Below are 24334 nucleotides of genomic sequence, written 5' to 3'. Positions count from 1 at the left end.
GTACTAACCCGCCGGACCGTCATGCCCGAAAGAACGAGACATCCGAATCTGTGGCCTGGTTCACAGGGACTCGTTTGTAGTTACATCCAAGTTCGGTAACCCGGCCGTCACCGACTGTTAGCCTCGTAAAAATGCGGTTACGTTCCCTGCTGACCATGAACGACCTGGGCCTACGGCTCGTCACCGGAGAGGACGAGCTGGACCGCTTCGTACGCTGGGTCGTAACCACCGACATGCTCGATCCCAGCCGGTACCTGTCCGGCGGCGACTTCGTGCTGACCGGGCTGCAATGGCACACAAAACCCGAGGACAGTGAGCAATTCGTCAGCAATATCGCGCGGGCCAAAGTGGCCGCGCTGGTCGCCGGTAGCGCCCTCTACGGCGAACCGCCCGCGGATTTGATCGCCGCTTGTAAGAAACACCGAATGCCACTGTTCGATGTCGAGGAGCACATCGCCTTCGCCACGATCACCGAGCAGATCAACCGGCGGCTGTCCTCGGGACGGGCCGCGGATCTGAGCGCCATCCTGGATCGGCACCGGCAACTGGTGTCGGGCGGCGGGCTGGATTCGGTGCTCGATCTGGTGCATCGCACCCTCGGCACGCGGTGCTGGGTGGTGTCCTCGCTCGGGCGCGTGGTCGCCGGGCCCACCCGTGACCTGCCCGAACAGGTGCGATCGGCATTCCTCGGCGCGAAGCGGCTGCCGCATGTGCTTTCCCACAACCAGATCCGCTACTCGCTGTTCGCGGTGGACGCCGACGGCACCTCACGCATCGCGGACTGGTTCCTGGTCTTCGAAAGCGACTACAAGGACTGGCCCGAGGAACGCCGCGCGCTGATCGGCGAACTGGCCGCGGTCGTGGCCCTCGAGAAGGCCCGCCAGGACGATCGGCAGAGCGCCGAGGGCCGCCTGGCCCAGGAGCTCATCGAGCTGATCATGTCCGATTCCAAACCGGCCGACATCATCTCGCGCCTCGAACTCACCGGGCTCGGCCTGTCCGATCGCTACCTCGCGGTCGCGGCCACCGCCGACTCCGGTGCGGTGCGACCCGGCGAACTGCGTGCCGTGCTGCGCGAAATCCTCTCCGGCCGCGGCCCCGCCATCGGTGTCGTCGACGGCGAGGTGATCCTGCTGGTCGCGCTCGGTGATGAGCAGGCCCTCGACGACCACATCCACCGGGCCATCGAAGCTCTCGAACCCGGTCTCCAGCAGAGCTGTCTGTCCGTGGGCATCAGCGGCGCGGTCGACGGCGAGGGCCTGCGCGGCGCGGTCGAAGAGGCCCGCTACGCCCGCCGCATGGCCGCCGAACGCCAGCAGCCCACCAGCGTCGTGCGCCACGACGAACTGGCCACCCACATGCTGCTGCTCGCCAGCGTCCCCGACGAGGTGCGCCGCATGTTCCGCGTCCGCCTCCTCGACCCCTTGCGCGTCTACGACCAGGACAACCGCGCCGACCTGGTCCACACCCTGGAAACCTTCCTCGAGGTCTCCGGCTCCTGGACCAAATGCGCGGATCTGCTGCACCTGCACGTCAATACGCTGCGCTACCGCATCCAGCGCATCGAGGAACTCACCAACCGCGACCTGTCACGCCTGGAAGACCGCGTCGACTTCTTCCTCGCCCTCGCCCTGCGCTGAGCGCGGTGAATCACCTCGACGAGACCACAATTCGAATCACACGACCGCGGCGATTGATTCGAACCTCATCGCCTGTTCCCGCGCCGCGATTGATCCATGATGAACATCGCTGCGGGGCTTCGGCACCGCCGCCGAGCCATTCGACGAAGGTGGCACCGGCCACCTGGCAGACGGCACCGACCTTGCTCTAAGCGCCCGGCGGCGCCACCCGCCGGGCCGCGACACCACCATCGGCCTCGGGGATTCACACCGCCTGATAGCAGTGGCTTTTCGCCGGCGGCCTCGGCAGTCTCTGAGCGGGGCCGGTACTCGGGTCCGGTCAGCGGCAGGCTTCGGCCATGCCGGTGAGCCATTCGCGGATGGCGGTGCGTTGGGCGGGGGTGAAGGCGGATTCCAGTTCGGCTTCGCGGCGGCTGACGGCGGCGTGGGCCCGCTCGTAGAGGTCTCGGCCCGCGTCGGTGACATAGACCTGGTGGGTGCGGCGGTCGGTGGGGTGGGGACGGCGTTCGATGATGCCGTCCTTTTCGAGGGTGGCGAGCATTTCGTTCGCCGCTTGGCGGGTGCTGCCGACCTGGCGGGCGATATCGGAGACGGACATGCCGGGTTCGCGCTGGGTCATCATCAGGGTGGCGTACTGGGAGGTCGTGAGATTGAACTCCACCAGCGGCTGGGCGATCGAGGCGCGCATGCTGAGCCAGGCCTTGCGGACCATGAAGGTCAGGGAACCATCACTGCCGCAATGGAATTCCTCGGCCTGTGCGTCGACCTGCGCCGAATCGGCGTCCACCCGAGCTGATTTGCGCGAACCGTCCCGGCCCATCGGCACCACCCTCTCCAGAGATTGACAGGTTCCTGACACTCACGCACACTTGCGATCGTCAGGTTCCTGCCAATCTTATCGAAGGTTTCCATGACTGCGCCTGAGACCCTGCCGAAATCGCGGCAGCGGCTGATACTCGCCGTACTCCTGCTGTCCTCCCTGTTGATCTGGATCGACAACACCATCCTCGCCACCGCACTCGAGACACTCGCCGATCCGGCGCGCGGACTGGGCGCGAATCCCGCTCAGCTGCAATGGGCTTCGGGGTCCTACACGCTGGTGTTCGCCGCGCTGATGTTCACCGCCGGGGCGCTCGGGGACCGGTTCGGGCATCGCGGCGTGCTCGCGACCGGGCTGATGATCTTCGCCGTGTCCTCCATCTGGGCCGCCTACTCCGCGGATCCGGGGCAGCTCATTACCGCGCGGGCCGTGATGGGCGTCGGAAGCGCGCTGATCATGCCCGCCACCATGGCCACGGTCAACTGGACCTTCACCGGTCCGGCCCGGGCCTCGGCCATCGGGTTGTTCTCGACCTCGGCGGGTGTGGGGCTGGCCGCCGGGCCGCCGCTGGCCGGGGTGCTGCTCGACCACTTCTGTTGGGGCTCGGTGTTTCTGGTGAATGTGCCCGTCGTGGTGGGCGCCCTGGCCGGGGTCGCGGCGGTGGTGCCGAACTTCCGCAATCCCGTGCCGCGGGGTTGGGATCTGCCCGGCCTGGTGTTGTCGATCAGCGGATTGGCCGCTCTCGCCTACGGATTGATCCGGGCCGGACAGGTCGCGGCGTGGACGCCGGTGTCGGTGTGGGTTCCCATCGCGGGCGGGGCGGCGTTGCTGTCCGCGTTCGTGGTGGTCGAATTACGTTCCGCACAGCCGAGTTTCGATCCGCGACTGCTCGCGCAGCGGGTCTTCGGCGGCGGCAACGCGGCGCTGGGGCTGCTGTTCCTCGCCATGACCGCGGCCGGTTTCTACGCCGCGTTCTATCTGCAAGGCGCACGCGGTTTCTCACCGTTGGCCGCAGGTCTGATCAACTCCCCCGCCGCGCTCGGCGTGATCATCGGCGGGCCGCTCGGCGTCCGGCTGATGCGCCGCTGGGGGCTGCGGCCGGTCGCCGCGACCGCGCTCACGGCCGGGGCCCTGTGCATGGGCGGCGGCGTGTTCTTCGAGTTGGATACGCCCATCGCCTGGAACGTGATCCTGGCCGGGCTGCAAGGCTTCTCGATCGGCATGGCGATCGGATCGGTGTCCGCCGCCGTCATGACCACGCTGCCGCTGAAACTGGCCGGAGCCGGCTCCGCGGTCAACAGCACGGTCCGGCAGACCGGTAGCGTCCTGGGCATCGCGGTCGGCGGAACCATCATGTCAATCACCTACCGAAATAGCATGCAGGACAAGGTAACCACCCTCCCCGACGCCGCCCGCGAGCCCGCCCAGGTCTCCGCCGAGCAGGCCCGCCACGTCGCGGCGGCAATCGGCCGCCCCGACCTAACCCACGCCGCCGACCACGCCTTCATCCACGCCATGCACGTCGGCTCGGTCTGGACCATGGCCTTCGCCCTGGCCGGAGCCCTGGTGCTGGCCGTGACGCTGCGCCCAGCCGCACCCGAAGCCGAGGTCAGCGAGCGCCCCGCCACGCGTCCTGCACCACGCGCCGATGATGCGCCACAACCCGTTCACTGACCTGATCCCGATGCGCCCGCACCAGCTTCCGGTGCAGGCGCCGGGCTCGTTGCAGCGGCCGCCCGATCGACGCGGGTGTCCGAATGGAGATGACTGGCTCCTCCTGGCCGATGTGGCGGTCCGTGCGCGCCACTCACCACGTAAGACGGCGCAGGCCAGGGAAATTCAGCGCCCGCTCGAGGAAACCGGCGAGGTCATCACCCCGCCACCGGCTCGGACACCTCGGTGATGTGCGCTCGGACCGCCGCGGCCTTCTGCTCGGTGAAGACGCCACTGGCGAGCAGGTCGAGAACCGACAGTACGCCGCCGCGTGAGCCCCAGCTGCCTTCGTCGATCACCCGGAAATTGATCCACCAGGTAGGAGCCGGCGCTTCGGCCCGGTGGCCCCGGTCAGCGCGGCAAAAGTGCGCTCGATGACCTCGGCGCGGACCTCCCGGGGCCAGTCGCCGTCCATCACCGCGATGTCGATGACCATGACATCCACCCGGTGCTGCTGGTCGCTGACCGGCATCCCGCCGATCGCCATCGTGTCGGGTTCGCGCTCGACGAAATGCACCTGGAATCCGATACGAGCCGCGGGAGCTGGTTGCCCGACTTCGGGAACGAGTACCGCGTCGGTGAGTGTGCGGGCCAGCTCCCGGCGCTGGTCGAGCGACAGCCTCCCCTTCTCGCTGGTTACCGTGATAAGCGTCATGGCTTCAATTTCTTTGGGGTGGCGTTCGTTTCGATCCGATCGGCGGTGTGGAGCGGGCTACGGTGCAGGACCAGCTTGGTGGTGTGCGCCCGGTACGCCTCGGGTGCGTCCGCCCAGTCGGCGGTCAGGGTGGTGACCACTTCGGCGGGGAAGTCGTGCCGGGCAACGAAATCCAGGACGTCCGGCAGGATCGGCCGGACGTTGGAGACACCGATCTTCAGGGTGGCGTCATTGGCGTACATGCGCATGAGCGGGACCTTGGTGATAACCGGGAGGTAGTAGCCGACGGGCTGACAGCATCCTCCAGGACCCAGCGAGCGCAGCGCGGCATCGACTCCGGCCGCCGTCGAGGTGCCCTCCACCGCGATGTCGTAGTCGCGGCGCGGGATGTGACCGAGCCGCAATTTCCCTTTCGAGGCCACGGCATATGGTGTGGCTCCGAGCTTTTCGGCAATGTCGAGGCGTTCGCGGCGGTGATCGACATAGTCGACGACGGTCGCGCCGTGCCGGACCGCCAAACCGGCCGCGTACAGTCCGATGCTCTGCGCCGCGCCCCCGAGGACGAGCACCTTGCCGCCCGGCCGCGCTCGCAGGCCCGGGACCACGCATCGCCAGGCGTCGGAGAGAATGTCGCTGGCCGCGACTACCCGTACGGGGTCGACCCCGGCGGGGACCGGTACGAGCATGTGGTCGGCGAAGGGAATCCGCAGCAGGTCCGCGACCATGCCACCCCACGGGCCGCTGGCGGGCCCGAAGCCGAACGCCGCCAAGGTCGAGGCACGGGTGGTGGAGCATTTCGCGGTGAGCCCGAGCCCGCATTCGCGGCAGTCGCCGCACGAGACGGCCCAGGGCACCACGACCACATCGCCGCGTCGCAGGGTGGTGATGCCCTCGCCCACCTCGATCACCTCGGCGGCGCACTCGTGCCCGATGCCGAACGGTCCCTGGAACGGGACCGGCCCGCAGATGCTGCCCACGACCGGATCGATCAGCTCGGCCCGCATCCCGAGTTGCATCGCCCGGGACACACGCCGATGGATCGGCAGGGTGTCGCCGTCACATCGGCCCGCTACGAACGGGCGCACGATGGCGTCTCGCGGATCGCGCGGCACCGGCGCGGGCCGCTCCCGCCACTCCAGATGCCCGGCCCGAATGAACTGCAGCTCACGCATTCTCGCGCTGCCCCCGCGCGAGTGCTGCCAATTCCTTGAACTTCACGATGCCCCCGGCAGCGCCCCAGGTGCCCTCCGGCTGCTCGTGGATCAGCACCCAGACTCGCAGGCCACCGGCCTCGCAGAGGCCCGCGGCGGCGAGCACCTGATCGGTGACCGCCTCGACCAGCCCCGCCTTGCGACGCTCCGACAGCCCGCCCTCGGGAACGGTCACATCCACGCGGAACCGGGGTAGGTCGTCTTCGAGCGCGGCGAATCCGCCGTCGGCGACCTCCTCGACACGGCACCAGGCCTGCGCGCGGAAGAACGCGGTGTCGGGGGCGCCTTCCCACTCCAGCAGGGTCTTCGGCAGCGATTTCAGCAACCCGCCGCGAGCCTCGGCGGTCAAGGCTCCGGCGGGCACGGTCAGGTGAATCATCGGCATCGTCGCACTCCTGCGCATCACTACGAGGTCTTATAACACTCGTCATAACGACAGCACGCTACAATATGACAGCCGCTATAGACAAGGAGGTAGAGGTGGCGGACTCTCGGGACTCACGCCAGAAGCTCGTGGCAGGCGCGGCCGACATGATCAGGCGGCGCGGACTCAATGCCACCAGCGTGCGCGAACTGGCCAAGTACGCCCGCGCGCCGCTGGGGTCGACCTACCACTACTTCCCGGGCGGCAAAACCCAACTGGCCGCCGAGGCCGTCACCTTCGCGGGCGAGCTGACCTCGACCCTGCTCACCCGCGAACTCGAGAACGGACCGGTCGAGGCACTCCGGGCCTTTCTGAGCATGTGGCGAAAGGTCGTGGTAGACACCGAATTCCGCGCCGGTTGCCCCGTACTGGCAGTCTCGGTCGAGGACCTGCCCGAGGCCGAGGCGGCCCCGCACGAAGCAGCCGCCGCCGCGTTCTCACAGTGGACCGCCCTGCTGACAACGTCCCTGCGCGAACACGGCGCCGATCCGGCCGCCGCCGAGCGCACCGCCACCCTGATCGTCGCCGCCGCCGAGGGCAGCGTGGCCATGTGCCGCGCCGAGCACAGCACCCGAGCCCTGGACCACATCGGCGACCAACTCACCCTGATCGTCGAGGACCTACTCGCGCGAAGCTCGAGTATCGAAACGCCTTCTACCGGTGACGAAGACGCATAGAAGTGTTCCAGCGCACAGGGACCGTCAACATGGATCGTCGCCGAATACCGCTCGTATCAGTTCCAAGAATCTCGGCGGGTAGTTCTCGCCCGGCCCTCCGCAGTTGTCACCTGACGCACACAGCTACCTCACAGCTGCAGGCGAGTTCGAGCTGATGTTCGAGAGGCGCGGTTGGTAGGTCGGCATCAGCCGGCCGGTGGTCGAGACCACCGTGAATCGAGAGGAAGCGAGTACAGGGATGTTGAAGTCGAAGATTGCGAAGGTCACGGTCGCCGGTGGGATCGCGCTCAGCACACTGGGCATCGGCGCCGGGGTGGCCAACGCCGATCCGGTCGCGCCGCAGCCCGCACCCACGCAGACTCAGCAGAACCCGAACCACGATAAGCAGAACCCCTCGAATCAGCAGCCCGCTGGACACGGCTTCTGGCTGTTCGGCTTGTGGATTCCGCTGCCCTGATCACCCCGGCTCGTTTGCGCGCGGAGTCCGCGATTGAACCCACAACCATCCGAAACCCCAGGTCGGCGGCGCGTAGCCGACCACAAGCACCCGTCCGAAGTAGGATCGGACAATGCGGTCCATTTGGAAGGGCTCCATCGCGTTCGGGCTGGTGAATGTTCCCGTGAAGGTTTATACCGCCACGGAGGACCATGACATCAAGTTTCACCAGGTACATGGGGTGGATGGGGGGCGGATTCGCTATGAGCGGGTGTGCACGGTGGATGGGCAGCCGGTGCAGTATTCCGATATTGATCGGGCGTATGAATCGCCTGACGGGGATCGGGGGATTCTCACCGATGAGGACTTCGCCAAGCTTCCGGCGGCGGAGAAGCACGAAATTCCGGTCTTGCAATTCGTGCCGTCGGAGCAGATCGATCCGATTCTGTTCGATAAGAGCTACTATCTGGAACCCGATTCGAATACGCCGAAAGCGTATGTGCTGCTGGCGAAGACGCTCGAGCGGGTGGATCGGGTGGCGCTGGTGCATTTCACGCTGCGGCAGAAGACCCGGCTCGGTGCGCTGCGGGTGCGCGACGGGGTGCTGGTGTTGCAGACGCTGTTGTGGCCGGATGAGGTGCGTGAGGCCGTGTTCGACAAGCTCGAGGATGTCGCCGAGCCCAAGAAGCAGGAATTGCAGATGGCCGAGACGTTGGTCGACACGCTCTCGGATGATTTCGATCCCGGCCTCTACGTGGACGAATACCAGATCGAATTGAAGAAGCTGCTCGATGAGGCGATCGCCAGCGGCAGCAGCAAGGTGACCCGGGCGCCCGAGGCGGCCGCTCCGGAAATGGATGCCGAGGTCGTCGATCTGGTGGCCGCTCTGCAGCGCAGCCTCGAGGCGTCGGGGCGCAAGGCGACCGCCGCACCGGCCAAGGTTGCCAAGGCCACCGCCGAGAAGAAGCCCGCCAAGAAGGCGGCGAAGAAGGCTCCGGCCAAGCAGGCGCGCAAGGGCGCGTGATAGCACGCCGCACCCGCGGTGGCCGCGCCCGGAGGGTTCCGGGCGAAGCAGCGCTCACCTGGCAAACTATCGGACATGGAATCCGACATATCCCACCAACCCGAGATCGCCATCCATCCCGAGATCGCCGTCGTCCCCATGGGCCTGGGGCACCTGCGTCAGGTCATCGACCTGGGCTACCAGGTGTTCGACACCCAAGCCAAGCCCTACACCTCGTGGTCGCTGACCTCGGTGGCCGAGCATCTCGACAGTGCGGGCAAGTCCTGCTGGGTGGCGGTGGATTCGGATCGGGTCGTCGGATTCGTGCTGGCCTCCATGGAATTCGAGCTCCGCGAGGACTGGGCCTACCTGGAATGGATCGCGGTCTCCCCCGATATGCAGGGGCGCGGCGTGGCCGGAAAGCTCATGACCGCCTGCTGCGACCTGCTGTTCAAGCACGGTGCGCGGCGCATCGTCACCGACGTGGAACTGCACAATGCCGCATCGGCCGGGATGATGCGCAAGAACGGCTTCACCGAGGGCACCACCGTCACGCTGTTCGTGCGGCCCAATCCGGATGAAGCCGTGGCGGGCGCGGACGAACAGGTCGCCCTCGGCCCCGGCACCAAGCGCGATCTCATCCGGCGCGGACGCATCACCGGCGACGGCCGCCACGGTCGGCCCGCCCGCTAGTCGTCACGGTCCGCCCGCCGGTTGTCGGACCCCCGGTCTACCGTGGCTGCCATGACCGCCGTCGACGAGACCATGAACGCCATCAATGACGCCGTAGTCCTTGGCCGCCAAGGCAATACGGCGGCGGCCCGCGAACGGCTGACCGAGCTGTGGGAGACCATCGGCGCGGATGGGGATCCGCTGCACCGGGTTTCCCTGGCGCACTATATGGCCGACCTGCAGGACCATGCCGCCGACGGCCTCACCTGGGACATCCGCGCGCTCGACGCCTGCGCCGCACTCACTGACGAGCGTGCGCAGGCGCAGCACTCAGGACTGAGCGTCCGGGGTTTCTACCCGTCGCTACATCTCAACCTGGCCGACAACTATGGGCGTCTGGGCGCGTTCGACACGGCACGGCGGCACCTGAACGCGTCCCGCGATCGACTCGCCGACCTATCCGATGACGGCTACGGGTTGGGCGTGCGCGCCGGTATCGCCAATGTCGAAGCCGCGCTGGCCGACCACTCCACCGAACGGCTACCCAGCCACCCGTGAGCGCCCAGCGCTTGGCGGGAGCGGACCGGGCGGTCTAGGCTCCCGGTGATCTCCGCCCACCGAAGGGAACGACCCGATGCCGGATCCGCGATCGGAAGCCGCTGTGCCGCAATCGGATCGCGGGGGTCGGCGGCTCGCTCCGGCGGCGGCCGTACTGCTGGCCGTCACCGCGGCTCTGGCAGGGCCGGGCGCGGGTGGTTCGGCCGCTGCGGATACACCCGAAACTGCCCCGGCCGCAGCTGTTTCCTGTCCATCGGTCAAGATGCGGATGGCGATTCCCACCCGTGCCCCGCTGCTCGACTGGTCGGAGAATCTGGGGTTCGACGGCGGCGGGAACGTGTGGATCGCGCGCAGCCTGCGCAATGTCGTGGAGCGCTTCGACCGGGACGGTCATGTCGTCACCAGTGTGCCGGTGACCAGCCCGGGCGCGGTCCGGATCGGGCCGGACGGGTTGCTGTACGTGACATTCGGCAATTCGCCGATCGCGGGGGCGGCCCGGCGGGGCGGGGTGCTGCGCTTCGATCCCAGCGCGGACTCGCCGCAGCCCGAGGTGTTCGTGTCGGGGCTCGGCCAGGCCAACGGGGCCGTGTTCGACGGCGACGGGAACCTCTATGTGGCCGATACCGGCTCGAACACGGTGGTGCGGATCCACCGGGACGGGACGATCGATACCGACTGGACCGAGCGGGCACGCACCGCGCTGGCGGCACAGGGTCCCGGCGCCGACGGCATTGTCGTGGCCGGGAACACCCTCTACGTCACGCTTTTGGAGAGTCCCACCGGCCGCGTCGTCGCGCTGCCGATCGATGATCCCGGCCGGGCGAGCGTGGCCGTGGACCTGGCCGCCGCTCCCCTCAGCACACCGTTGCTACCCGACGATCTGGCCATCGCGGCCGGTGGGCTGCTCTATATCGCCACCGGCACCGGGCAATTCGTACGGGCCGACCCCCTCACCCACACGAGTTGCCTGCTGACGACCGACCAGCCGATCACCTCGGTGACCATCAGCCCCACCGACGCGAGCACGTTCATCCTCGGCACCGAGGGCGGTGACGTGCTCCTGGCGCATCTGCTCGCGAGCTGATCCCGGATCACATGGGATCGACGCGGAAGACCGGGCAGCGCGGTGCGGCGGCGGCGAAGGCATCGGGGGACGGTGACTCGACCAGGCCGTTGCGCACGAACGCACCCACACCACGTGGATTCTGGGCCGGGAACTCCCGGAGAATCGAACCGCGTTCGGCGGCAGGGATTTCCACCAGGTTCACCCGTTCGGCCCGGTGGCCGCGCGCCAGCACCCCGTGCCCGGCCCGGCGGGCGTTCTTGACCCAATCGGAATTCGGATACGCCTCGACCAGATAGCGCCGACCGGCCACCGACACCGGGGCGACCGGCGTGACGCGCAGGACCCCGGTCTTGCGTCCCGGCACCCCCAGCAGGTGCATGGGACCGAAGGGCAGTCCGATGCGGTGCGAGGCGATGACGATCCGATTGCGAATCTGCTGCTTGGACATGGTTATTCCTCGATTTCGATGCGGGGCAGGATGCGGTCGAGCCCGGCGGGCAGCCACCAGTTGGCCCGGCCGAGCAGCTGCATGATCGATGGCGCCAGCACCATGCGCACCAGGGTGGCGTCGACCAGAATGGCCACGGCCGGGCCCAGGCCGAAGATGTTCAGGGTGCGCAACGGGTCGCCGATGACGAAGGATCCGTAGACGCAGACCATGATGGCGGCCGCCGCGGTGATGATGCGGCCGGTGGCGGCGATGCCGTGAGCGACGGCCGCGGAGTTGTCGCGGTGACGGCGCCATTCCTCCTGGATCCGGGAGAGCAGGAAGACCTCGTAATCCATGGACAGGCCGAAGGTGATGGTGAACATCATCAGGGGAATCCACGGGTCGATGGGCCCGGTGCGGGTGACGCCGAAAATCGATGACAGCCAGCCCCATTGGTAGACCGCCACGATCGCGCCGTAGGCCGCGCCGATCGAGAGCAGGTTCATGGCCGCCGCCTTCAAGGGGATGGCGATCGACCGGAACACAACCATGAGCAGCACGAACGACAGCAGGATCACCAGGCCGATCACCCAGGGCAACCGGACCGAGAGACGCGCGGACTCGTCGATGCCCGCCGCGGTCCGGCCGCCCACCAGGACCCGGACATCGGTGCCCGCGAGCGCCTCGGGAATCACGTTGTCGCGCAGGTTGTCCACCAGCGCGGCCGTCTCCGCCGACTGCGGGTCGGCGGCCGGATAGATCACCATGACCGCGGCGTCCCCGGCCGGGTTGTAGATCGCGGCCGTGACCTTCGAGACGCCGGGCACGCCTGCCAGCCGCTGCGTGAATCCGTCGAGCACACCGTGATCGCCTGCCGCACGGGGCAATTCGGCCGCGAGCACCAAGGGGCCGTTGAAGCCGGGGCCGTAGGCGTGCGCGAGCAGGTCGTAGGCCTGACGCGTGGTCAGACGTGTCGGGTCGTTACCGGAGTCGCTGAACGCCAGCCGCATCGAGAACATCGGCACCGCCAGCGCCACCAGCGGCCAGTCGCAGCAGGCGCGCGACATTCTCGACGAGCGGTTTTCGGCGCAGGCCGGGGACAGCGCGCGGGTGGTGTTCGAATCCGGGCAGGCCACTCCCCCGAAGTTGTCCTCGAACGCGGGCCCGAGCCCGCCGGCCGTCGCGATCACCGCGATGACGCCCAGGATCCATGCGATCAGGACGGCCCGGCGGTGGTCGTAACACCACCCGCCCAGCCGCCCGGGCAGATTCGTTGTTCTCCGGCCCGAGGGGTCGACCTCGGTCGAGCCGGCTACCACCATAGAATTCACAGTGTCTGAGTTTAGGCACAGAATTCATACTCTGTGAATAGTTGGAGGGAGATCCGGTGGCAGGACGCGGCCGCAGGCCCGGTGACCAGGGCACACGCGAGAAGATCATGACCGCGGCCCGCGCGGTCTTTCTGGAGCAGGGCTTCACCAAGACCGCCATGACCGCGGTCGCGCGCCGGGCCGAGGTGGACAACGCGCTTGTCTACCACTACTTCGGCACCAAGCTCGACCTGTTCGTCGAGAGCATGGCCGGGCTCTACGCCGCCGAGCGCCGGGCCGAATCGGCGGCGACCGGCAAGCCGCGCACCGGAACCGACATCGTGTACGAATTCCTGCGCAAATGGGAGCAGGGCCCGGAGGAACCCGGCCGGGCCTTCGTCGCCCTGGCACAGGCCGCCTCCGGCTCGCCCGAGGCGGCCGCGCGGGTCAACGAATTCGTCGTGCAACGGGTCTGGCGCGACGGCAAGCCCGAGCCGCTCACCGGCGAGGCCGCCCGCCGCGCCGCCATGGTCGGCTCGCAACTCGTCGGCATCGCCTGGGCCCGCTACATTCTCGGGCTCGGCCCGGTCGCCACGGCCTCCCTCGACGAGGTCGCCGAATGGTTCGGCCCGACGATCGACGCCTTGCGCACCGGGACCGCGCCGACCGGAGGCTGATCCGCGACGACCTCAATCGTCCTGCGCCGCACGGGCTCTCCCCTCGCGGAAGAATTCCAGCAGGCCCTCGACCGTGGCGACCTCGGCGCGCGGGCGCATGGCCCCGAACGACGCGTTCCAGTACTCGCCGCGGCGGCGCGTCCACGGCCCGACATAGGCGTAGGGCTGTGGGTTGTCCCAATCCCCCGGCGAGACACCGTAGTTCACCTCGTCCACGGCGACCGACAGATCGAAATGCTCCGGCCACAGCACCGGCTGCTCGGCGGCGAAGCGACGTAATGCGGTGTCCCCCACCGCGAACCAGTCGTGCACGGCGGTGGCGGCGGTGGCATCGACGGTGAACGGCTCGTCCGGATCCATCCGGGTGCCGTCGGAATACAGACCCTCGGGCGGGCCGTCGGCCTCGAAACCGGCGGTCAGGGCGAGGTCACTGTAGGTGCCGTGCAGGCGGATGCGGCCCTGCGGCCACACCAGATCGGTCCCCGTCACCGACACCGGCCATTTCATGCCGGTGAACCCGCCCAGCACGATGCGCATGCGGATGCTGCCGAAGCGGCGGTACTGCGGACCGGCGATCAGCAGTTCGGCCGCGGCGTGCAGGGCGAACCGGGTGTCCTCGTAGGTGATGTCGTCCACTCCGAAATCATCCCCGCCCGGTCGGGCGTGTTGCTGGGAAACGGACTCCGGCAAACAAAACAGCGCCACACCGGACGAATCCGGTGTGGCGCTGGGGCACTCGGCTGAGAACTCAGCTGGCGTTCTCGGTGCAGGCCGACAGAATGACCTTGGCCTGGCGCGGCGAGGAGGAACCCGTGTCCGGGAAGGACGGGGCGCTCTTGCCGAGCACATTGATGGCCGAGGATTCGGCCTCGGACTTCGACGGGGCCCAGGCCCAGCCGAAGCGGGTGTCGGCGCCCTGTGCGACCGCGCCGCAGGCGTTGGCGAAGTGCACGACGACCGCGCAGTCGCCGCCACCGCACTGCTCGACGGCCGCGCCGTCGGCACTGTCCCAGCTGCCGTAGTTCACGGCATATGCGACATTTCCGGTGCTCTTGGACAGCGCGAGTGCGCCGTACAGGTCACCGGAGGCGGCGGTGAAGACCGGCTCCGCGTCCGCCGCGGAAGCGGTTCCGGTGGCCACGGTGCCCATCGCGGCCATCGACGTAACGGCGAGGCCCATACTGGCATTGCGCAGCAACGACATTCGATACTCCCCGGGGATGGAAGGTGATAACGGGCGTCATCATGCCAGACGCTCAGACGCGCCGCATGACCGAGACGACCTTACCGAGTACCTGGGCATTGTCGCCATCGATGACCGAGTACGCGGGGTTGCGCGGTTCCAGGTAAACGTGGCCGTTGCTGCGGCGGTAGACCTTCACCGTGGCCTCGCCGTCGATCATGGCGGCGACGATCTCGCCGGTGTGCGCCTCGTGCTGCTTGCGGACCACCACGATGTCGCCGTCGCAGATGGCGGCATCGATCATGGAATCGCCGCGAACCCGCAGGCCGAACACGGTTCCCCGGCCGACCAGTTCGCGTGGCAGCGACAGCACGTCGTCGGTGTGCTCCTCGGCCAGGATCGGCGTACCGGCCGCGATATCACCGACGACCGGCACCGGTACGGAGTTCTCGTCGGCCTGACGCTGCGGCGCGGCGGCCTTCAGGAACAGCCGGACATCCATCGGCCGGGTGACCGATTCGCTCCGTTTGAGAAATCCCCGCTCCTCCAATTCGCGCAAATGACGCGAAACGGACGAACCAGACTTCAATCCGACCGCATCCCCGATCTCCCGGGTGCTCGGCGAATACCCGTGCCGCTGCACCCAATCCCGGATCGTGCACAGAATCCGCTGCTGGCGCTCCGGCAAGGTGGAGGTGTCGAGATGCTCGAATCCGTCGAAGTCGTCATAGGTCACCGGGGAATCCTACGGGGACACGCGGTCCGTCCCCGGGCGCGACCGGCCGCCGAATCGGGACTCGGCAGCACGCCGACTCCGGTCAGACGCCGGTGGGGCCGAGGACGGATGCCGTTGCGGCGGGCGCGGGCTCCTTCAATGCGATGAACAGGGCGTGGCTTTCGGTATCGCCGATGTTCTCCCCCGCGTGTTCCTGCGCGCCGAGCCAGCGGACCTGACCGGCAGTGAGCGACACCTCGACCTGCTCCCCGTTCGCGGAAATGCGGCGGTGGAAGGAGTTCAGCGGATACAAGACGCTGTCGGGGTGGGAATGCGGTGAGGTCCTGTCGCCGGGTCTGTCGCGGTATTCGAGGACCCGGACGCGGTCGTTCTCGAAGATCACCCGGTACAGATCCGGATTGACGACGGCGGGATCGGTGCTCACAACGGCCTCCGAAGATCGATATGGGACAAGAGTACCATGATGGGCATGTCGGTACCATATGAGGAAACCGGTCGGCGCAATCAGAAGTCGCGCACCCGATCGGCGTTGGTGAGCGCGGCGCGAAAGCTGCTCGCGGACAGCACCATCCCCACCGTCGAGGATGCCGCCGCGGCCGCGGGCATCTCCCGCACCACCGCCTACCGCTACTTCCCAAACCAGCGCGCCCTGCTGGCGGCCGCCCACCCGGAGATCGACCGCGACTCCCTGCTCCCCGACCCCGCCCCCACCGATCCCCACTCACGTCTCGACCTCGTCATGAGCGAATGCGTGCGCATCATCCTCGACTGGGAGCCCGAACTACGGGCCTCCCTACGCCTTTCACTGGACCCCGGCGCGGGCAACCCGTCTCCACTGCGCCGTGGCCGGGCCATCGGCTGGCTCGAACACGCCCTGTCCCCGCTGCGAGATTCTCACCCGCACATCGACATTCACCGCCTGGCCGTGACCATCCGCTCCGCCACCGGAATCGAGTCCTTCATCTGGCTGGTCGACATCGCGGGCCTGCACCGCCCCGAAGCCGCCGAAACCCTCTGCGGCACAGCCCGAGCCCTCCTGTCGCAGGCACTGACCGACGACAGCTAGGCCAGGACCGGGCGGGACGGCGAGCACGACACCGGCCGGTGGCTCGCGCGGTTCGTGATCGTCCGGCGAATATGGTGGTGGCGTGGAGGATCACGAGAGGGTGTTCGATCGGGTTCGCGGGGCGATGCTGGGTGGGGCAGTCGGGGATGCGCTCGGGTGGCCCATCGAATTCTTGTCGTTGCAGCAGATTCGGGAACGGTACGGGCCCGCCGGAGTGACCGGATTCCTGCCCGGGCACGATCCCGAAGCGCCGCAGCAGATCACCGATGACACGCAGATGACGCTGTTCACCGCCGAAGGGCTGCTGCGGTGTAGGCCGGGAACGGATCCCGCGCCGGTCATGCGGCGCGCCTACCTGCGGTGGCGAGATACCCAACAGCGGGCGCGCCCGGGTGGCAATGTCGACGGCTGGCTCGCGGGACACCAATTCCTGTACGCCATGCGATCTCCGGGCAATGCCTGCATGACCGGGTTACGACAGCAGGCCGAAGAATTCATCGCGCCGTTGGAGTTCGGCGAGCCGGGCCCGGTGAACCCGAAATCGAAGGGCTGCGGCACCGTAATGCGCTCGGCCCCCTTCGGTCTGGCGGGCTTCGGCGGCGACCGAGCCTTCTACACCGCGATGCGCTGCGCCCAGCTCACCCACGGCCACCCGACCGGATACCTCGCCGCGGGCGCATTCGCGGTAATCATCGACAGCGTCCTCGCGGGTATCGAACTCCCGATCGCCGTGCGCGACACCATCACCCGCCTCACCCCACTCCCCTCCAGCGCCGAAACGGTCTCCGCCCTCTCAGCGGCCCTCGCCGTAGCCCACCTCGGCGACCCCACCCCCGAACGCCTCCAACTCATCGGCGCAGGCTGGTGCGCCGAGGAATGCCTGGCCATCGCCGTCTACTGCGCCCTCCACACCTACCGCACTGGCGACACCCGAGCCGGACTCCTGTTGTCCGTCAACCACTCCGGCGACTCCGACTCCACCGGCGCGGTAGCAGGCAACCTCATCGGCGTCCTCCACGGCCTCCAAGCCCTCCCCATGGACTGGGTCGCCGCCGTCGAAGGCCGCGACGAGCTATTCCAGGTAGCAGACGACCTCGTCCTCAACTTCTTCTACAACGACCGCACCACCCTCGCCGCCCGCTACCCCCTCGACACCGAGCTCGCCAACTGACCCCGAATCGACCACATAGCTACCGCGGAAACGGCGATGGGGCCGATCTTAATCGGATCGGCCCCATCGGGAAGCCGGTGCGGTGTCCCGCTAGACGGTGAAGCCCAGGGCGCGGAGTTGTTCGCGGCCGTCGTCGGTGATCTTGTCGGGGCCCCACGGAGGCATCCAGACCCAGTTGATCTGGAGATCCTCGGCGAGGCCCGAGCGGACCAGAGCGTTGCGGGACTGGTCTTCGATGACGTCGGTCAGCGGGCAGGCCGGGGAGGTGAGGGTCATGTCGAGTTTGGCGATGCCGTCCTCGAACTTCATGCCGTAGACGAGGCCCAGATCGACGACGTTGATGCCGAGTTCGGGGTCGACGACGTCGCGCATCGCCTCTTCCATATCGTCGAGGTGCTGGAGCTCCTCGGCGGTCAGTTCGACGGGGGCCGATTCGGCGGCCTGCTGGTCGGTTTCGCTCATCTCTTACTCCCCGTTGCCCATGGTCTTCTTGGCTTCCTCGGCCGAGGCTATCCGCACGACGGCGTCCTTGAACGCCATCCAGCCCAGCAGCGCGCACTTCACGCGGGCGGGGTACTTGGAGACGCCGGCGAAGGCGATGCCGTCGCCGATCACGTCCTCGTCGCCCTCGAGGGTGCCGCGGCTGGTGATCATTTCGTCGAAGGCCTCGACCACCTTCAGCGCCTGCTGCACCGGCAGGCCGATGACCTGGTCGGTGAGCAACGAGGTGGACGCCTGGCTGATCGAGCAGCCCTGACCGTCGTAGGAGACGTCCTTGACGTCGCCGTTGTCGTCGATGTGCACGCGCAGCGTGACCTCGTCACCGCAGGTCGGGTTGACGTGGTGCACTTCCGCGCCGAAGGGCTCGCGCAGCCCTCGGTGGTGCGGGTGCTTGTAGTGGTCCAGGATGACTTCCTGGTACATCTGCTCCATGCGCATGATTTATGCAACTCCGAAGAAGCTCTGGGCCTTCCGCACCGCGGCCACCAGCTGATCGACCTCGTCGAGGGTGTTGTACACCGCGAACGAGGCACGGGCGGTCGCGGCGACGCCGAAGTACCGGTGCAGCGGCCACGCGCAGTGGTGGCCGACGCGGATGGCGACGCCTTGGTCGTCGAGGATCTGGCCGACGTCGTGGGCGTGGATGCCGTCGACCACGAACGACACCGCGCCACCGCGGTGCACGTTCTCGGTCGGGCCGATGATGCGGACACCGTCGATCGCGCCGATACCTTCCAGGGCCGCGCCGACGAGCGTGTGCTCGTGCGCCGCGACGGCTTCCATGCCGATATCGCTCAGATACTTGACGGCCGCACCCAATCCGATGGCCTGCGAGATCATCATCGAGCCCGCCTCGAACCGCTGCGGCGGCGCGGCGAAGGTCGAGTGATCCATGTACACGGTCTCGATCATGGAGCCGCCGGTGATGCACGGCGGGGTGTCCTCGAGCAGCGCGCGCCGGCCGTACAGGACGCCGATGCCCGAGGGGCCCAGCATCTTGTGCCCGGAGAAGGCGGCGAAGTCGACGCCCAGCTCCTTGAAGTCCACCGGCATGTGCGGCACCGACTGGCAGGCGTCGAGCACCACGATCGCGCCGACTTCCTTTGCCCGGCGCACCAATTCGGCGACATCTGCGACCGCACCGGTCACATTGGACTGGTGGGTGAAGGCGACAACCTTGGTGGCCGAGGACAATTCGAGCGAATCCAGGTCGATGCGCCCGTCATCGGTGATCCCGTACCACTTCAGCATCGCACCCGTGCGGCGCGCGAGCTCCTGCCACGGCACGAGATTCGCGTGGTGCTCGAGCTCGGTGATGACGATCTCGTCGCCGGGCCCGACGCGGTGCGGGAACCGGTCGTCGGAGAAGGCGTAGGCCACCAGGTTCAGCGACTCGGTCGCGTTCTTGGTGTAGACGATCTCGTCCGCGCCCACCCCGACGAACGCCGCGATCGCCGCGCGCGCCGCCTCGTAGGCCTCATTGGCCTCCTCGGCGAGCTGGTGCGCGCTGCGATGCACGGCCGCGTTGTGTTCGAGCAGGAAGTTCCGCTCGGCGTCGAGCACCTGCAAAGGACGTTGCGAGGTCGCGCCGGAATCCAAGTACGCCAACGGTTTCCCGTCGCGCACCGTCCGGCTGAGGATCGGGAAGTCGGCCCTGATCCGTGCGACGTCGAGAGTCCCCACGGTGCTTGTCATTCAGGCTCCTACAACAGCGTCTGATTCGCGGCTCGCCGCGGAAGAGGTGAAGCGCACGTAGCCATTCGCGTCGAGTTCCTCGGCCAGCTCGGGGCCGCCCTCGGCCACGATCTTGCCGCCCACGAACACGTGCACGAAGTCCGGCTGGATGTAGCGCAGGATGCGGGTGTAGTGGGTGATCAGCAGGATGCCGCCGTTCTCCCGCTCCTTGTAACGATTCACACCCTCGGAAACAATCCGCAGCGCATCCACATCGAGGCCCGAGTCGGTCTCGTCGAGGATGGCGATCTTCGGCTTCAGCAGGCTCAGCTGCAGGATCTCCTGGCGCTTCTTCTCACCGCCGGAGAAACCCTCGTTGACCGAGCGCTCGCCGAAGGCCGGATCGATCTCCAGTTCCGACATCGACTCCTTGACTTCCTTCACCCAGGTGCGCAGCTTGGGGGCCTCGCCGCGGATGGCGGTGGCGGCGGTGCGCAGGAAGTTGGAAACCGAGACACCCGGAACCTCGACCGGGTACTGCATGGCCAGGAAAAGACCGGCGCGAGCACGCTCGTCGACCGACATCTCCAGCACGTCCTCACCGTCGAGGGTGATGGTGCCCTGGGTGACGGTGTACTTGGGGTGCCCAGCGATGGCGTAGGACAGGGTCGACTTGCCGGAACCGTTGGGGCCCATGATCGCGTGGGTCTCACCCGACTTGATGGTCAGGTTCACGCCCTTGAGGATCTTGATGGGCTCGCCGGTCTCGTCCGGGTTGGCGACCTCGACGTGCAGGTCCTTGATTTCCAGGGTGGTCATCGGATTTCGGATTCCTTTGCGGGATGGGAAGTTCGGGTATCAGACGCCGACAGCGTCTATCAGGCTCCGACAGCGGCGAGCTCGGCCTCGATGGCCGCCTCGAGCCGCTCCCGGATCTCGGGGACGGTGATCTTCTGCAGGATCTCGAAGAAGAAGCCGCGCACCACCAGGCGGCGGGCGACCTCCTCCGGAATGCCGCGCGAGCACAGGTAGAACAGCTGCTCGTCGTCGAAACGACCGGTGGCCGCGGCGTGCCCGGCCCCGACGATCTCGCCGGTCTCGATCTCCAGGTTCGGCACCGAGTAGGCCCGCGCGCCGTCGGTGAGCACCAGGTTGCGGTTCACCTCGTAGGTGTCGGTGCCCTCGGCCGCGGCGCGGATCAGCACATCGCCGACCCACACGGTGTGCGCGTCCGGCTTGTCGGAGGTCGGATCGCCCTGCAGCGCACCCTTGTACTGCACGTTGGACTTGCAGTTGGGCTGCGAGTGATCGACCAGCAGGCGTTGCTCGAAGAACTGGCCGTCATCGGCGAAGTAGACACCCAGCAGCTCGGCGTCGCCGCCGGGACCCGCGTAGCGGACATTGCCGGTGAGCCGCACCAGATCACCGCCGAGGGTGACATTGGTGTGGCGCAGGGTGGCGTCGCGGCCCAGCTTGGCGTGATGCGCGGTGACGTGCACGGCGTCATCGGCCCAGTCCTGCACGGCGATCACGTTCAGCGCGGCGGAGTCACCGAGGATGAATTCCACGTTCTCGGCGTAGGTTCCGCTGCCGCGCTGGTCGATGACCAGGGTGGCGCGCGCGAAATTGCCCAGGTGGATCTGCAGGTGCCCGTAGGCGACCTTGCCCGCACCCGGACCGGTGATGGTCACCGTAACCGGCTCGGCCACTTCGGTTTCCGCACCCACCGTGATGACGGTGGCCTGCTCGAAACCGGAGTACGCCTGCGCGGCAACACGATCGGTCGGGGTGCCGCCCTGTCCCAGGCGGGCGTCGGTGCGGTCCACGGTCTCGGCAGTGACACCGGCGGGCGCGCTCACCTCGACGGTCGCCTGCCCGTCCCGCACGGCGCTGCCGTCGTGCAGGCCGTTCAGGCGACGCATCGGGGTGAAGCGCCACGCCTCGTCACGACCCGAAGGGATCTCGAAGGCGTTGACGTCGAACGAGGCGAAAACCTGGCCCTTGTTCAACGCCGGGATACGAGCCTCAGCGGCTTCGGCAACGTTCTCGACGGCCATCAGCCGACGGCTCCTTCCATCTGCAGTTCGATCAGGCGGTTCAGCTCCAGCGCGTACTCCATCGGGAGCTCCTTGGCGATCGGCTCCACGAAGCCGCGCACCACCATCGCCATCGCCTCGTCCTCGGTGAGACCGCGGCTCATCAGGTAGAACAGCTGGTCCTCGGACACCTTGGAGACGGTCGCCTCGTGGCCCATGGTCACGTCGTCCTCGCGGATGTCGACGTAGGGGTAGGTGTCGGAGCGGCTGATCGTATCCACCAGCAGCGCATCACACTTCACGGTCGACTTGGAGCCGTAGGCGCCCTTGTTGACCTGCACCAGACCGCGGTAGGAGGCCCGGCCACCGCCGCGCGCCACCGACTTGGAGATGATGTTCGAGGAGGTGTGCGGCGCCAGGTGCAGCATCTTCGCACCGGTGTCCTGGTGCTGACCCTCACCGGCGAACGCGATGGAGAGCACCTCGCCCTTGGCGTACTCGCCGGTCATCCACACGGCCGGGTACTTCATGGTGACCTTGGAGCCGATGTTGCCGTCGACCCACTCCATGGTCGCGCCCGCCTCGGCCTTGGCGCGCTTGGTCACCAGGTTGTAGACGTTGTTCGACCAGTTCTGGATCGTGGTGTAGCGGCAGCGGCCGCCCTTCTTCACGATGATCTCGACCACCGCGGAGTGCAGCGAATCCGAGGAGTAGATGGGCGCGGTGCAACCCTCGACGTAGTGGACGTAGGCGTCCTCGTCGACGATGATCAGCGTCCGCTCGAACTGACCCATGTTCTCGGTGTTGATGCGGAAGTACGCCTGCAGCGGGATGTCCACGTGCACGCCCGGCGGCACGTAGATGAACGAACCACCCGACCACACAGCGGAGTTCAGCGCGGAGAACTTGTTGTCGCCCGAGGGGATGACCGAGCCGAAGTACTTCTGGAACAGCTCGGGGTGCTCCTTGAGACCGGTGTCGGTGTCGAGGAAGATGACGCCCTGCTTCTCCAGGTCCTCGCGGATGGAGTGGTAGACGACCTCGGACTCGTACTGGGCGGCGACACCCGCGACGAGGCGCTGCTTCTCCGCCTCCGGGATGCCCAGCTTGTCGTAGGTGTTCTTGATGTCCTCGGGCAGCTCTTCCCAGGAGGCGGCCTGCTTCTCCGAGGAGCGCACGAAGTACTTGATGTTGTCGAAGTCGATGCCCTCGAGGTTGGAGCCCCAGTTCGGCATGGGCTTCTTGTCGAAGATGCGCAGCGCCTTGAGGCGGAAGTCGAGCATCCACTCGGGCTCGCTCTTCTTGGCCGAGATGTCGCGCACGACGTCCTCGGACAGGCCGCGCTTGGCACTGGCACCGGCGACATCGGAGTCGGCCCAGCCGTACCCGTACTTACCCAGGGACGCGATGGTCTCTTCCTGGGTCAGCGGCTGCACCTGGTCGGTGGTCGTCGTCATTCGGCACTCCTTCCGGAGTCGTGTGTAGAAGGCGTTGCGGGCTGTGCAACGCGGGGTTGTGCGGACTTCTGTTGGGCGGTATTCGATTTGGTCACGGCCGAGCCGCGGGGTGTGGCAGCCACGAGGGGAACGTGGGTGGTGCAGGCGCAGTCGCCGTTGGCGATGGTCGCCAGACGTTGCACGTGGGTTCCGAGGATCTCCCGGAAGGCTTCGAGCTCGGCCGCGCACAGCTCCGGGAATTCCTCGGCGACGTGCGAAACCGGGCAGTGATGCTGGCAGATCTGTACGCCCGCACCGACTTTCCGGGTGGAGGCCGCGAATCCGGCGTCGGTGAACGCTTCCGCGAGCTCCTCGGCCTTGGCCTCGGTCTCGGCCGGGGTGCGCCCGGCGAGATCGCCGACCCCGGCCACGATGGCCCGCACCCGTTTGCGCGCGAAATCGGTGATGGCCTGATCGCCGCCGATCTCCCGCAGCTGCCGCATGGCGGCCCCGGCGAGGTCATCGTAGGCGTGCCCGAGCTTGCCGCGACCGGTGGCCGTCAGCTGGAACTGCTTGGCGGGACGCCCTCGGCCCTTCTGCTGCCAGGGCGCGGACCGCGTGGCCCGCGCCTCACCCGATTCGATGAGCGCGTCGAGATGCCGGCGCACCCCCGCCGGACTCAGGCCGAGCCGCTCACCGATGGCGGTCGCGGTGATCGGGCCCTCCTCCAGCAGGAGCTTGATGACGGCTTCGCGAGTGTGCCCCTCGCCCGCCGGTCCGGACACGACAACGGACCGGGCACCCTCGCTCTGGTGCCCGGTCTGTTGCGCGTTCCGCAAACCCACGGTTTTCACAACACAAGTGTGACGGAATTCCATTCCGTGATCCAGTAAGGGTTCCCTGACCTGATCTCCGCGACCTGGGACGATGCGTCCGGGTGTGAGCTGGGCCACCATATATGTCCCGATAATTCGGAAATTCCGCCCCTTCGGGGCGGGTTTTCGCGAGGGTGAACAGTGTGCTCGCGGTGGGTGCGACGGGAAATGTCGGGCGGCAGATCATTGCCGGATCGGTCGCGGAGGGGTTCCGGTCCGGGCGCTCGCGGAGGCGCTCGGCCGGACGCTGGGCCGCCGAGCACGCGGGCGATTTCCGGTAGCGGGCATAAGTTCGACGTTCGGCGAATTATCAAGGTGGGCGGGTGTGCAGTTGTCCCGCCTCCGAAAACGACCGCTTATCCAT

29 protein-coding genes are annotated in these 24334 nt (G+C 67.5%); 11 read left to right on the top strand and 18 right to left on the bottom strand.

Annotation, left to right across the window (positions count from 1 at the left end; translation table 11 throughout):
* Positions 1-131: 131 nt before the first annotated feature.
* Positions 132-1640, top strand: coding sequence for a PucR family transcriptional regulator (locus tag NS2_RS21510; RefSeq protein ID WP_033089156.1), 1509 nt, complete (start codon positions 132-134; stop codon positions 1638-1640).
* Positions 1641-1959: 319 nt separating this feature from the next.
* Here NS2_RS21510 and NS2_RS21505 read toward each other — a convergent pair whose 3' ends face one another.
* On the bottom strand, positions 1960-2460 hold the full coding sequence (locus NS2_RS21505; RefSeq protein ID WP_081986083.1) for a MarR family winged helix-turn-helix transcriptional regulator: 501 nt from the start codon (positions 2458-2460) through the stop codon (positions 1960-1962).
* Positions 2461-2550: 90 nt separating this feature from the next.
* On the opposite strand from NS2_RS21505, the gene NS2_RS21500 reads away from it, so the two are divergent.
* Positions 2551-4134, top strand: coding sequence for an MFS transporter (locus tag NS2_RS21500; RefSeq protein ID WP_045438388.1), 1584 nt, complete (start codon positions 2551-2553; stop codon positions 4132-4134).
* Positions 4135-4331: 197 nt separating this feature from the next.
* On the opposite strand, the gene NS2_RS36850 is transcribed toward NS2_RS21500, so the two are convergent.
* Genes NS2_RS36850 through NS2_RS21485 form a run of 4 tightly spaced genes read right to left on the bottom strand, consistent with a single transcriptional unit; the run spans position 4332 to position 6424 of the window.
* Complete coding sequence (locus NS2_RS36850) at positions 4332-4472, bottom strand: hypothetical protein (protein ID WP_197707922.1); 141 nt, start codon at positions 4470-4472, stop codon at positions 4332-4334.
* A complete protein-coding gene (locus NS2_RS21495) occupies positions 4469-4828 on the bottom strand; it encodes a tautomerase family protein (RefSeq protein WP_197707921.1) in 360 nt (119 codons plus the stop codon). Before NS2_RS21495 ends, NS2_RS36850 begins: the two co-directional genes overlap by 4 nt.
* Entirely contained in the window at positions 4825-6000 is a 1176-nt protein-coding gene (locus NS2_RS21490; protein WP_045438390.1) for a zinc-dependent alcohol dehydrogenase, read from the bottom strand. Before NS2_RS21490 ends, NS2_RS21495 begins: the two co-directional genes overlap by 4 nt.
* On the bottom strand, positions 5993-6424 hold the full coding sequence (locus tag NS2_RS21485; protein ID WP_033089157.1) for a tautomerase family protein: 432 nt from the start codon (positions 6422-6424) through the stop codon (positions 5993-5995). Before NS2_RS21485 ends, NS2_RS21490 begins: the two co-directional genes overlap by 8 nt.
* A gap of 95 nt (positions 6425-6519) precedes the next feature.
* Here NS2_RS21485 and NS2_RS21480 point away from each other — a divergent pair, with 95 nt between their 5' ends.
* The 6 genes from NS2_RS21480 to NS2_RS21455 all read left to right on the top strand — a co-directional run bounded on the left by NS2_RS21480 (position 6520) and on the right by NS2_RS21455 (position 10893).
* Positions 6520-7140, top strand: a complete 621-nt coding sequence (locus NS2_RS21480) for a TetR/AcrR family transcriptional regulator (RefSeq protein WP_033089158.1) — start codon at positions 6520-6522, stop codon at positions 7138-7140.
* Positions 7141-7336: 196 nt separating this feature from the next.
* Positions 7337-7597 carry a hypothetical protein gene (locus NS2_RS21475; protein ID WP_373456099.1) on the top strand — a complete coding sequence of 87 codons (261 nt, stop codon included), beginning with the start codon at positions 7337-7339 and terminating at the stop codon, positions 7595-7597.
* A gap of 112 nt (positions 7598-7709) precedes the next feature.
* Positions 7710-8600 carry a non-homologous end joining protein Ku gene (gene ku, locus NS2_RS21470; RefSeq protein WP_033089159.1) on the top strand — a complete coding sequence of 297 codons (891 nt, stop codon included), beginning with the start codon at positions 7710-7712 and terminating at the stop codon, positions 8598-8600.
* Between the two features lie 75 nt (positions 8601-8675).
* A complete protein-coding gene (locus NS2_RS21465; RefSeq protein ID WP_052086691.1) occupies positions 8676-9272 on the top strand; it encodes a GNAT family N-acetyltransferase in 597 nt (198 codons plus the stop codon).
* Between the two features lie 51 nt (positions 9273-9323).
* Positions 9324-9809, top strand: a complete 486-nt coding sequence (locus tag NS2_RS21460; RefSeq protein WP_033089160.1) for a hypothetical protein — start codon at positions 9324-9326, stop codon at positions 9807-9809.
* A gap of 268 nt (positions 9810-10077) precedes the next feature.
* Positions 10078-10893, top strand: coding sequence for an SMP-30/gluconolactonase/LRE family protein (locus NS2_RS21455; RefSeq protein ID WP_052086692.1), 816 nt, complete (start codon positions 10078-10080; stop codon positions 10891-10893).
* Positions 10894-10900: 7 nt separating this feature from the next.
* Here NS2_RS21455 and NS2_RS21450 read toward each other — a convergent pair whose 3' ends face one another.
* Positions 10901-11323: a PNPOx family protein gene (locus NS2_RS21450; protein WP_033089161.1), complete on the bottom strand. Its 423-nt coding sequence runs from the start codon at positions 11321-11323 to the stop codon at positions 10901-10903.
* Positions 11324-11325: 2 nt separating this feature from the next.
* Positions 11326-12627 carry an MMPL family transporter gene (locus NS2_RS21445; protein ID WP_052086693.1) on the bottom strand — a complete coding sequence of 434 codons (1302 nt, stop codon included), beginning with the start codon at positions 12625-12627 and terminating at the stop codon, positions 11326-11328.
* A gap of 65 nt (positions 12628-12692) precedes the next feature.
* Between NS2_RS21445 and NS2_RS21440 the strand changes: the two genes are divergently transcribed.
* Positions 12693-13292 carry a TetR/AcrR family transcriptional regulator gene (locus NS2_RS21440; protein ID WP_033089162.1) on the top strand — a complete coding sequence of 200 codons (600 nt, stop codon included), beginning with the start codon at positions 12693-12695 and terminating at the stop codon, positions 13290-13292.
* Positions 13293-13304: 12 nt separating this feature from the next.
* Here the strand turns inward: NS2_RS21440 and NS2_RS21435 are convergent, their stop codons facing one another.
* The 4 genes from NS2_RS21435 to NS2_RS21420 all read right to left on the bottom strand — a co-directional run bounded on the left by NS2_RS21435 (position 13305) and on the right by NS2_RS21420 (position 15635).
* A complete protein-coding gene (locus tag NS2_RS21435; RefSeq protein ID WP_052086694.1) occupies positions 13305-13928 on the bottom strand; it encodes a hypothetical protein in 624 nt (207 codons plus the stop codon).
* Positions 13929-14040: 112 nt separating this feature from the next.
* Positions 14041-14496, bottom strand: coding sequence for a DUF4189 domain-containing protein (locus NS2_RS21430; RefSeq protein WP_147207266.1), 456 nt, complete (start codon positions 14494-14496; stop codon positions 14041-14043).
* A 52-nt stretch (positions 14497-14548) separates the two neighbouring features.
* Positions 14549-15211 carry a transcriptional repressor LexA gene (gene lexA / locus NS2_RS21425; RefSeq protein ID WP_033089164.1) on the bottom strand — a complete coding sequence of 221 codons (663 nt, stop codon included), beginning with the start codon at positions 15209-15211 and terminating at the stop codon, positions 14549-14551.
* Positions 15212-15293: 82 nt separating this feature from the next.
* Positions 15294-15635, bottom strand: a complete 342-nt coding sequence (locus tag NS2_RS21420) for a cupin domain-containing protein (protein WP_147207265.1) — start codon at positions 15633-15635, stop codon at positions 15294-15296.
* 45 nt (positions 15636-15680) lie between these two features.
* Between NS2_RS21420 and NS2_RS21415 the strand changes: the two genes are divergently transcribed.
* Complete coding sequence (locus NS2_RS21415) at positions 15681-16277, top strand: TetR/AcrR family transcriptional regulator (RefSeq protein ID WP_033089195.1); 597 nt, start codon at positions 15681-15683, stop codon at positions 16275-16277.
* An 82-nt stretch (positions 16278-16359) separates the two neighbouring features.
* On the top strand, positions 16360-17448 hold the full coding sequence (locus NS2_RS21410) for an ADP-ribosylglycohydrolase family protein (protein WP_033089166.1): 1089 nt from the start codon (positions 16360-16362) through the stop codon (positions 17446-17448).
* A gap of 90 nt (positions 17449-17538) precedes the next feature.
* On the opposite strand, the gene NS2_RS21405 is transcribed toward NS2_RS21410, so the two are convergent.
* The 7 genes from NS2_RS21405 to NS2_RS21375 are packed head-to-tail and all read right to left on the bottom strand — an operon-like array spanning position 17539 to position 23973.
* Entirely contained in the window at positions 17539-17910 is a 372-nt protein-coding gene (locus NS2_RS21405; protein ID WP_033089167.1) for a metal-sulfur cluster assembly factor, read from the bottom strand.
* 3 nt (positions 17911-17913) lie between these two features.
* Complete coding sequence (sufU, locus tag NS2_RS21400; protein ID WP_147207264.1) at positions 17914-18387, bottom strand: Fe-S cluster assembly sulfur transfer protein SufU; 474 nt, start codon at positions 18385-18387, stop codon at positions 17914-17916.
* A 3-nt stretch (positions 18388-18390) separates the two neighbouring features.
* Entirely contained in the window at positions 18391-19644 is a 1254-nt protein-coding gene (locus NS2_RS21395; RefSeq protein ID WP_033089169.1) for a SufS family cysteine desulfurase, read from the bottom strand.
* Positions 19645-20442: a Fe-S cluster assembly ATPase SufC gene (gene sufC / locus NS2_RS21390; RefSeq protein WP_033089170.1), complete on the bottom strand. Its 798-nt coding sequence runs from the start codon at positions 20440-20442 to the stop codon at positions 19645-19647.
* Between the two features lie 59 nt (positions 20443-20501).
* A complete protein-coding gene (gene sufD, locus NS2_RS21385) occupies positions 20502-21680 on the bottom strand; it encodes a Fe-S cluster assembly protein SufD (protein ID WP_033089171.1) in 1179 nt (392 codons plus the stop codon).
* The gene (gene sufB, locus NS2_RS21380) at positions 21680-23116 is read right to left on the bottom strand and encodes a Fe-S cluster assembly protein SufB (protein ID WP_033089172.1); all 1437 of its coding nucleotides are present in this window, start codon (positions 23114-23116) and stop codon (positions 21680-21682) included. The genes sufD and sufB overlap by 1 nt, the downstream gene beginning before the upstream one ends.
* Complete coding sequence (locus NS2_RS21375; RefSeq protein WP_096490523.1) at positions 23113-23973, bottom strand: helix-turn-helix transcriptional regulator; 861 nt, start codon at positions 23971-23973, stop codon at positions 23113-23115. Before NS2_RS21375 ends, sufB begins: the two co-directional genes overlap by 4 nt.
* Positions 23974-24334: the final 361 nt, after the last annotated feature.

The sequence above is a fragment of the Nocardia seriolae NBRC 15557 genome, from assembly GCF_007990715.1.
In the GTDB taxonomy this organism is placed as follows: Bacteria; Actinomycetota; Actinomycetes; order Mycobacteriales; family Mycobacteriaceae; genus Nocardia; species Nocardia seriolae.
This window is presented reverse-complemented; position numbering and strand designations above follow the sequence as displayed.

Coding starts and splice junctions, on each gene's coding strand:
- NS2_RS21510 (WP_033089156.1), top strand. CDS start 132: ATGCGGTTACGTTCCCTGCTGACCATGAACGACCTGGGCCTACGGCTC.
- NS2_RS21505 (WP_081986083.1), bottom strand. CDS start 2,460: ATGGGCCGGGACGGTTCGCGCAAATCAGCTCGGGTGGACGCCGATTCG.
- NS2_RS21500 (WP_045438388.1), top strand. CDS start 2,551: ATGACTGCGCCTGAGACCCTGCCGAAATCGCGGCAGCGGCTGATACTC.
- NS2_RS21495 (WP_197707921.1), bottom strand. CDS start 4,828: ATGACGCTTATCACGGTAACCAGCGAGAAGGGGAGGCTGTCGCTCGAC.
- NS2_RS21490 (WP_045438390.1), bottom strand. CDS start 6,000: ATGCGTGAGCTGCAGTTCATTCGGGCCGGGCATCTGGAGTGGCGGGAG.
- NS2_RS21485 (WP_033089157.1), bottom strand. CDS start 6,424: ATGCCGATGATTCACCTGACCGTGCCCGCCGGAGCCTTGACCGCCGAG.
- ku (WP_033089159.1), top strand. CDS start 7,710: ATGCGGTCCATTTGGAAGGGCTCCATCGCGTTCGGGCTGGTGAATGTT.
- NS2_RS21465 (WP_052086691.1), top strand. CDS start 8,676: ATGGAATCCGACATATCCCACCAACCCGAGATCGCCATCCATCCCGAG.
- NS2_RS21460 (WP_033089160.1), top strand. CDS start 9,324: ATGACCGCCGTCGACGAGACCATGAACGCCATCAATGACGCCGTAGTC.
- NS2_RS21455 (WP_052086692.1), top strand. CDS start 10,078: ATGGCGATTCCCACCCGTGCCCCGCTGCTCGACTGGTCGGAGAATCTG.
- NS2_RS21450 (WP_033089161.1), bottom strand. CDS start 11,323: ATGTCCAAGCAGCAGATTCGCAATCGGATCGTCATCGCCTCGCACCGC.
- NS2_RS21445 (WP_052086693.1), bottom strand. CDS start 12,627: ATGGTGGTAGCCGGCTCGACCGAGGTCGACCCCTCGGGCCGGAGAACA.
- NS2_RS21430 (WP_147207266.1), bottom strand. CDS start 14,496: ATGTCGTTGCTGCGCAATGCCAGTATGGGCCTCGCCGTTACGTCGATG.
- NS2_RS21415 (WP_033089195.1), top strand. CDS start 15,681: ATGTCGGTACCATATGAGGAAACCGGTCGGCGCAATCAGAAGTCGCGC.
- NS2_RS21405 (WP_033089167.1), bottom strand. CDS start 17,910: ATGAGCGAAACCGACCAGCAGGCCGCCGAATCGGCCCCCGTCGAACTG.
- sufU (WP_147207264.1), bottom strand. CDS start 18,387: ATGCGCATGGAGCAGATGTACCAGGAAGTCATCCTGGACCACTACAAG.
- NS2_RS21395 (WP_033089169.1), bottom strand. CDS start 19,644: ATGACAAGCACCGTGGGGACTCTCGACGTCGCACGGATCAGGGCCGAC.
- sufC (WP_033089170.1), bottom strand. CDS start 20,442: ATGACCACCCTGGAAATCAAGGACCTGCACGTCGAGGTCGCCAACCCG.
- sufD (WP_033089171.1), bottom strand. CDS start 21,680: ATGGCCGTCGAGAACGTTGCCGAAGCCGCTGAGGCTCGTATCCCGGCG.
- sufB (WP_033089172.1), bottom strand. CDS start 23,116: ATGACGACGACCACCGACCAGGTGCAGCCGCTGACCCAGGAAGAGACC.
- NS2_RS21375 (WP_096490523.1), bottom strand. CDS start 23,973: ATGGAATTCCGTCACACTTGTGTTGTGAAAACCGTGGGTTTGCGGAAC.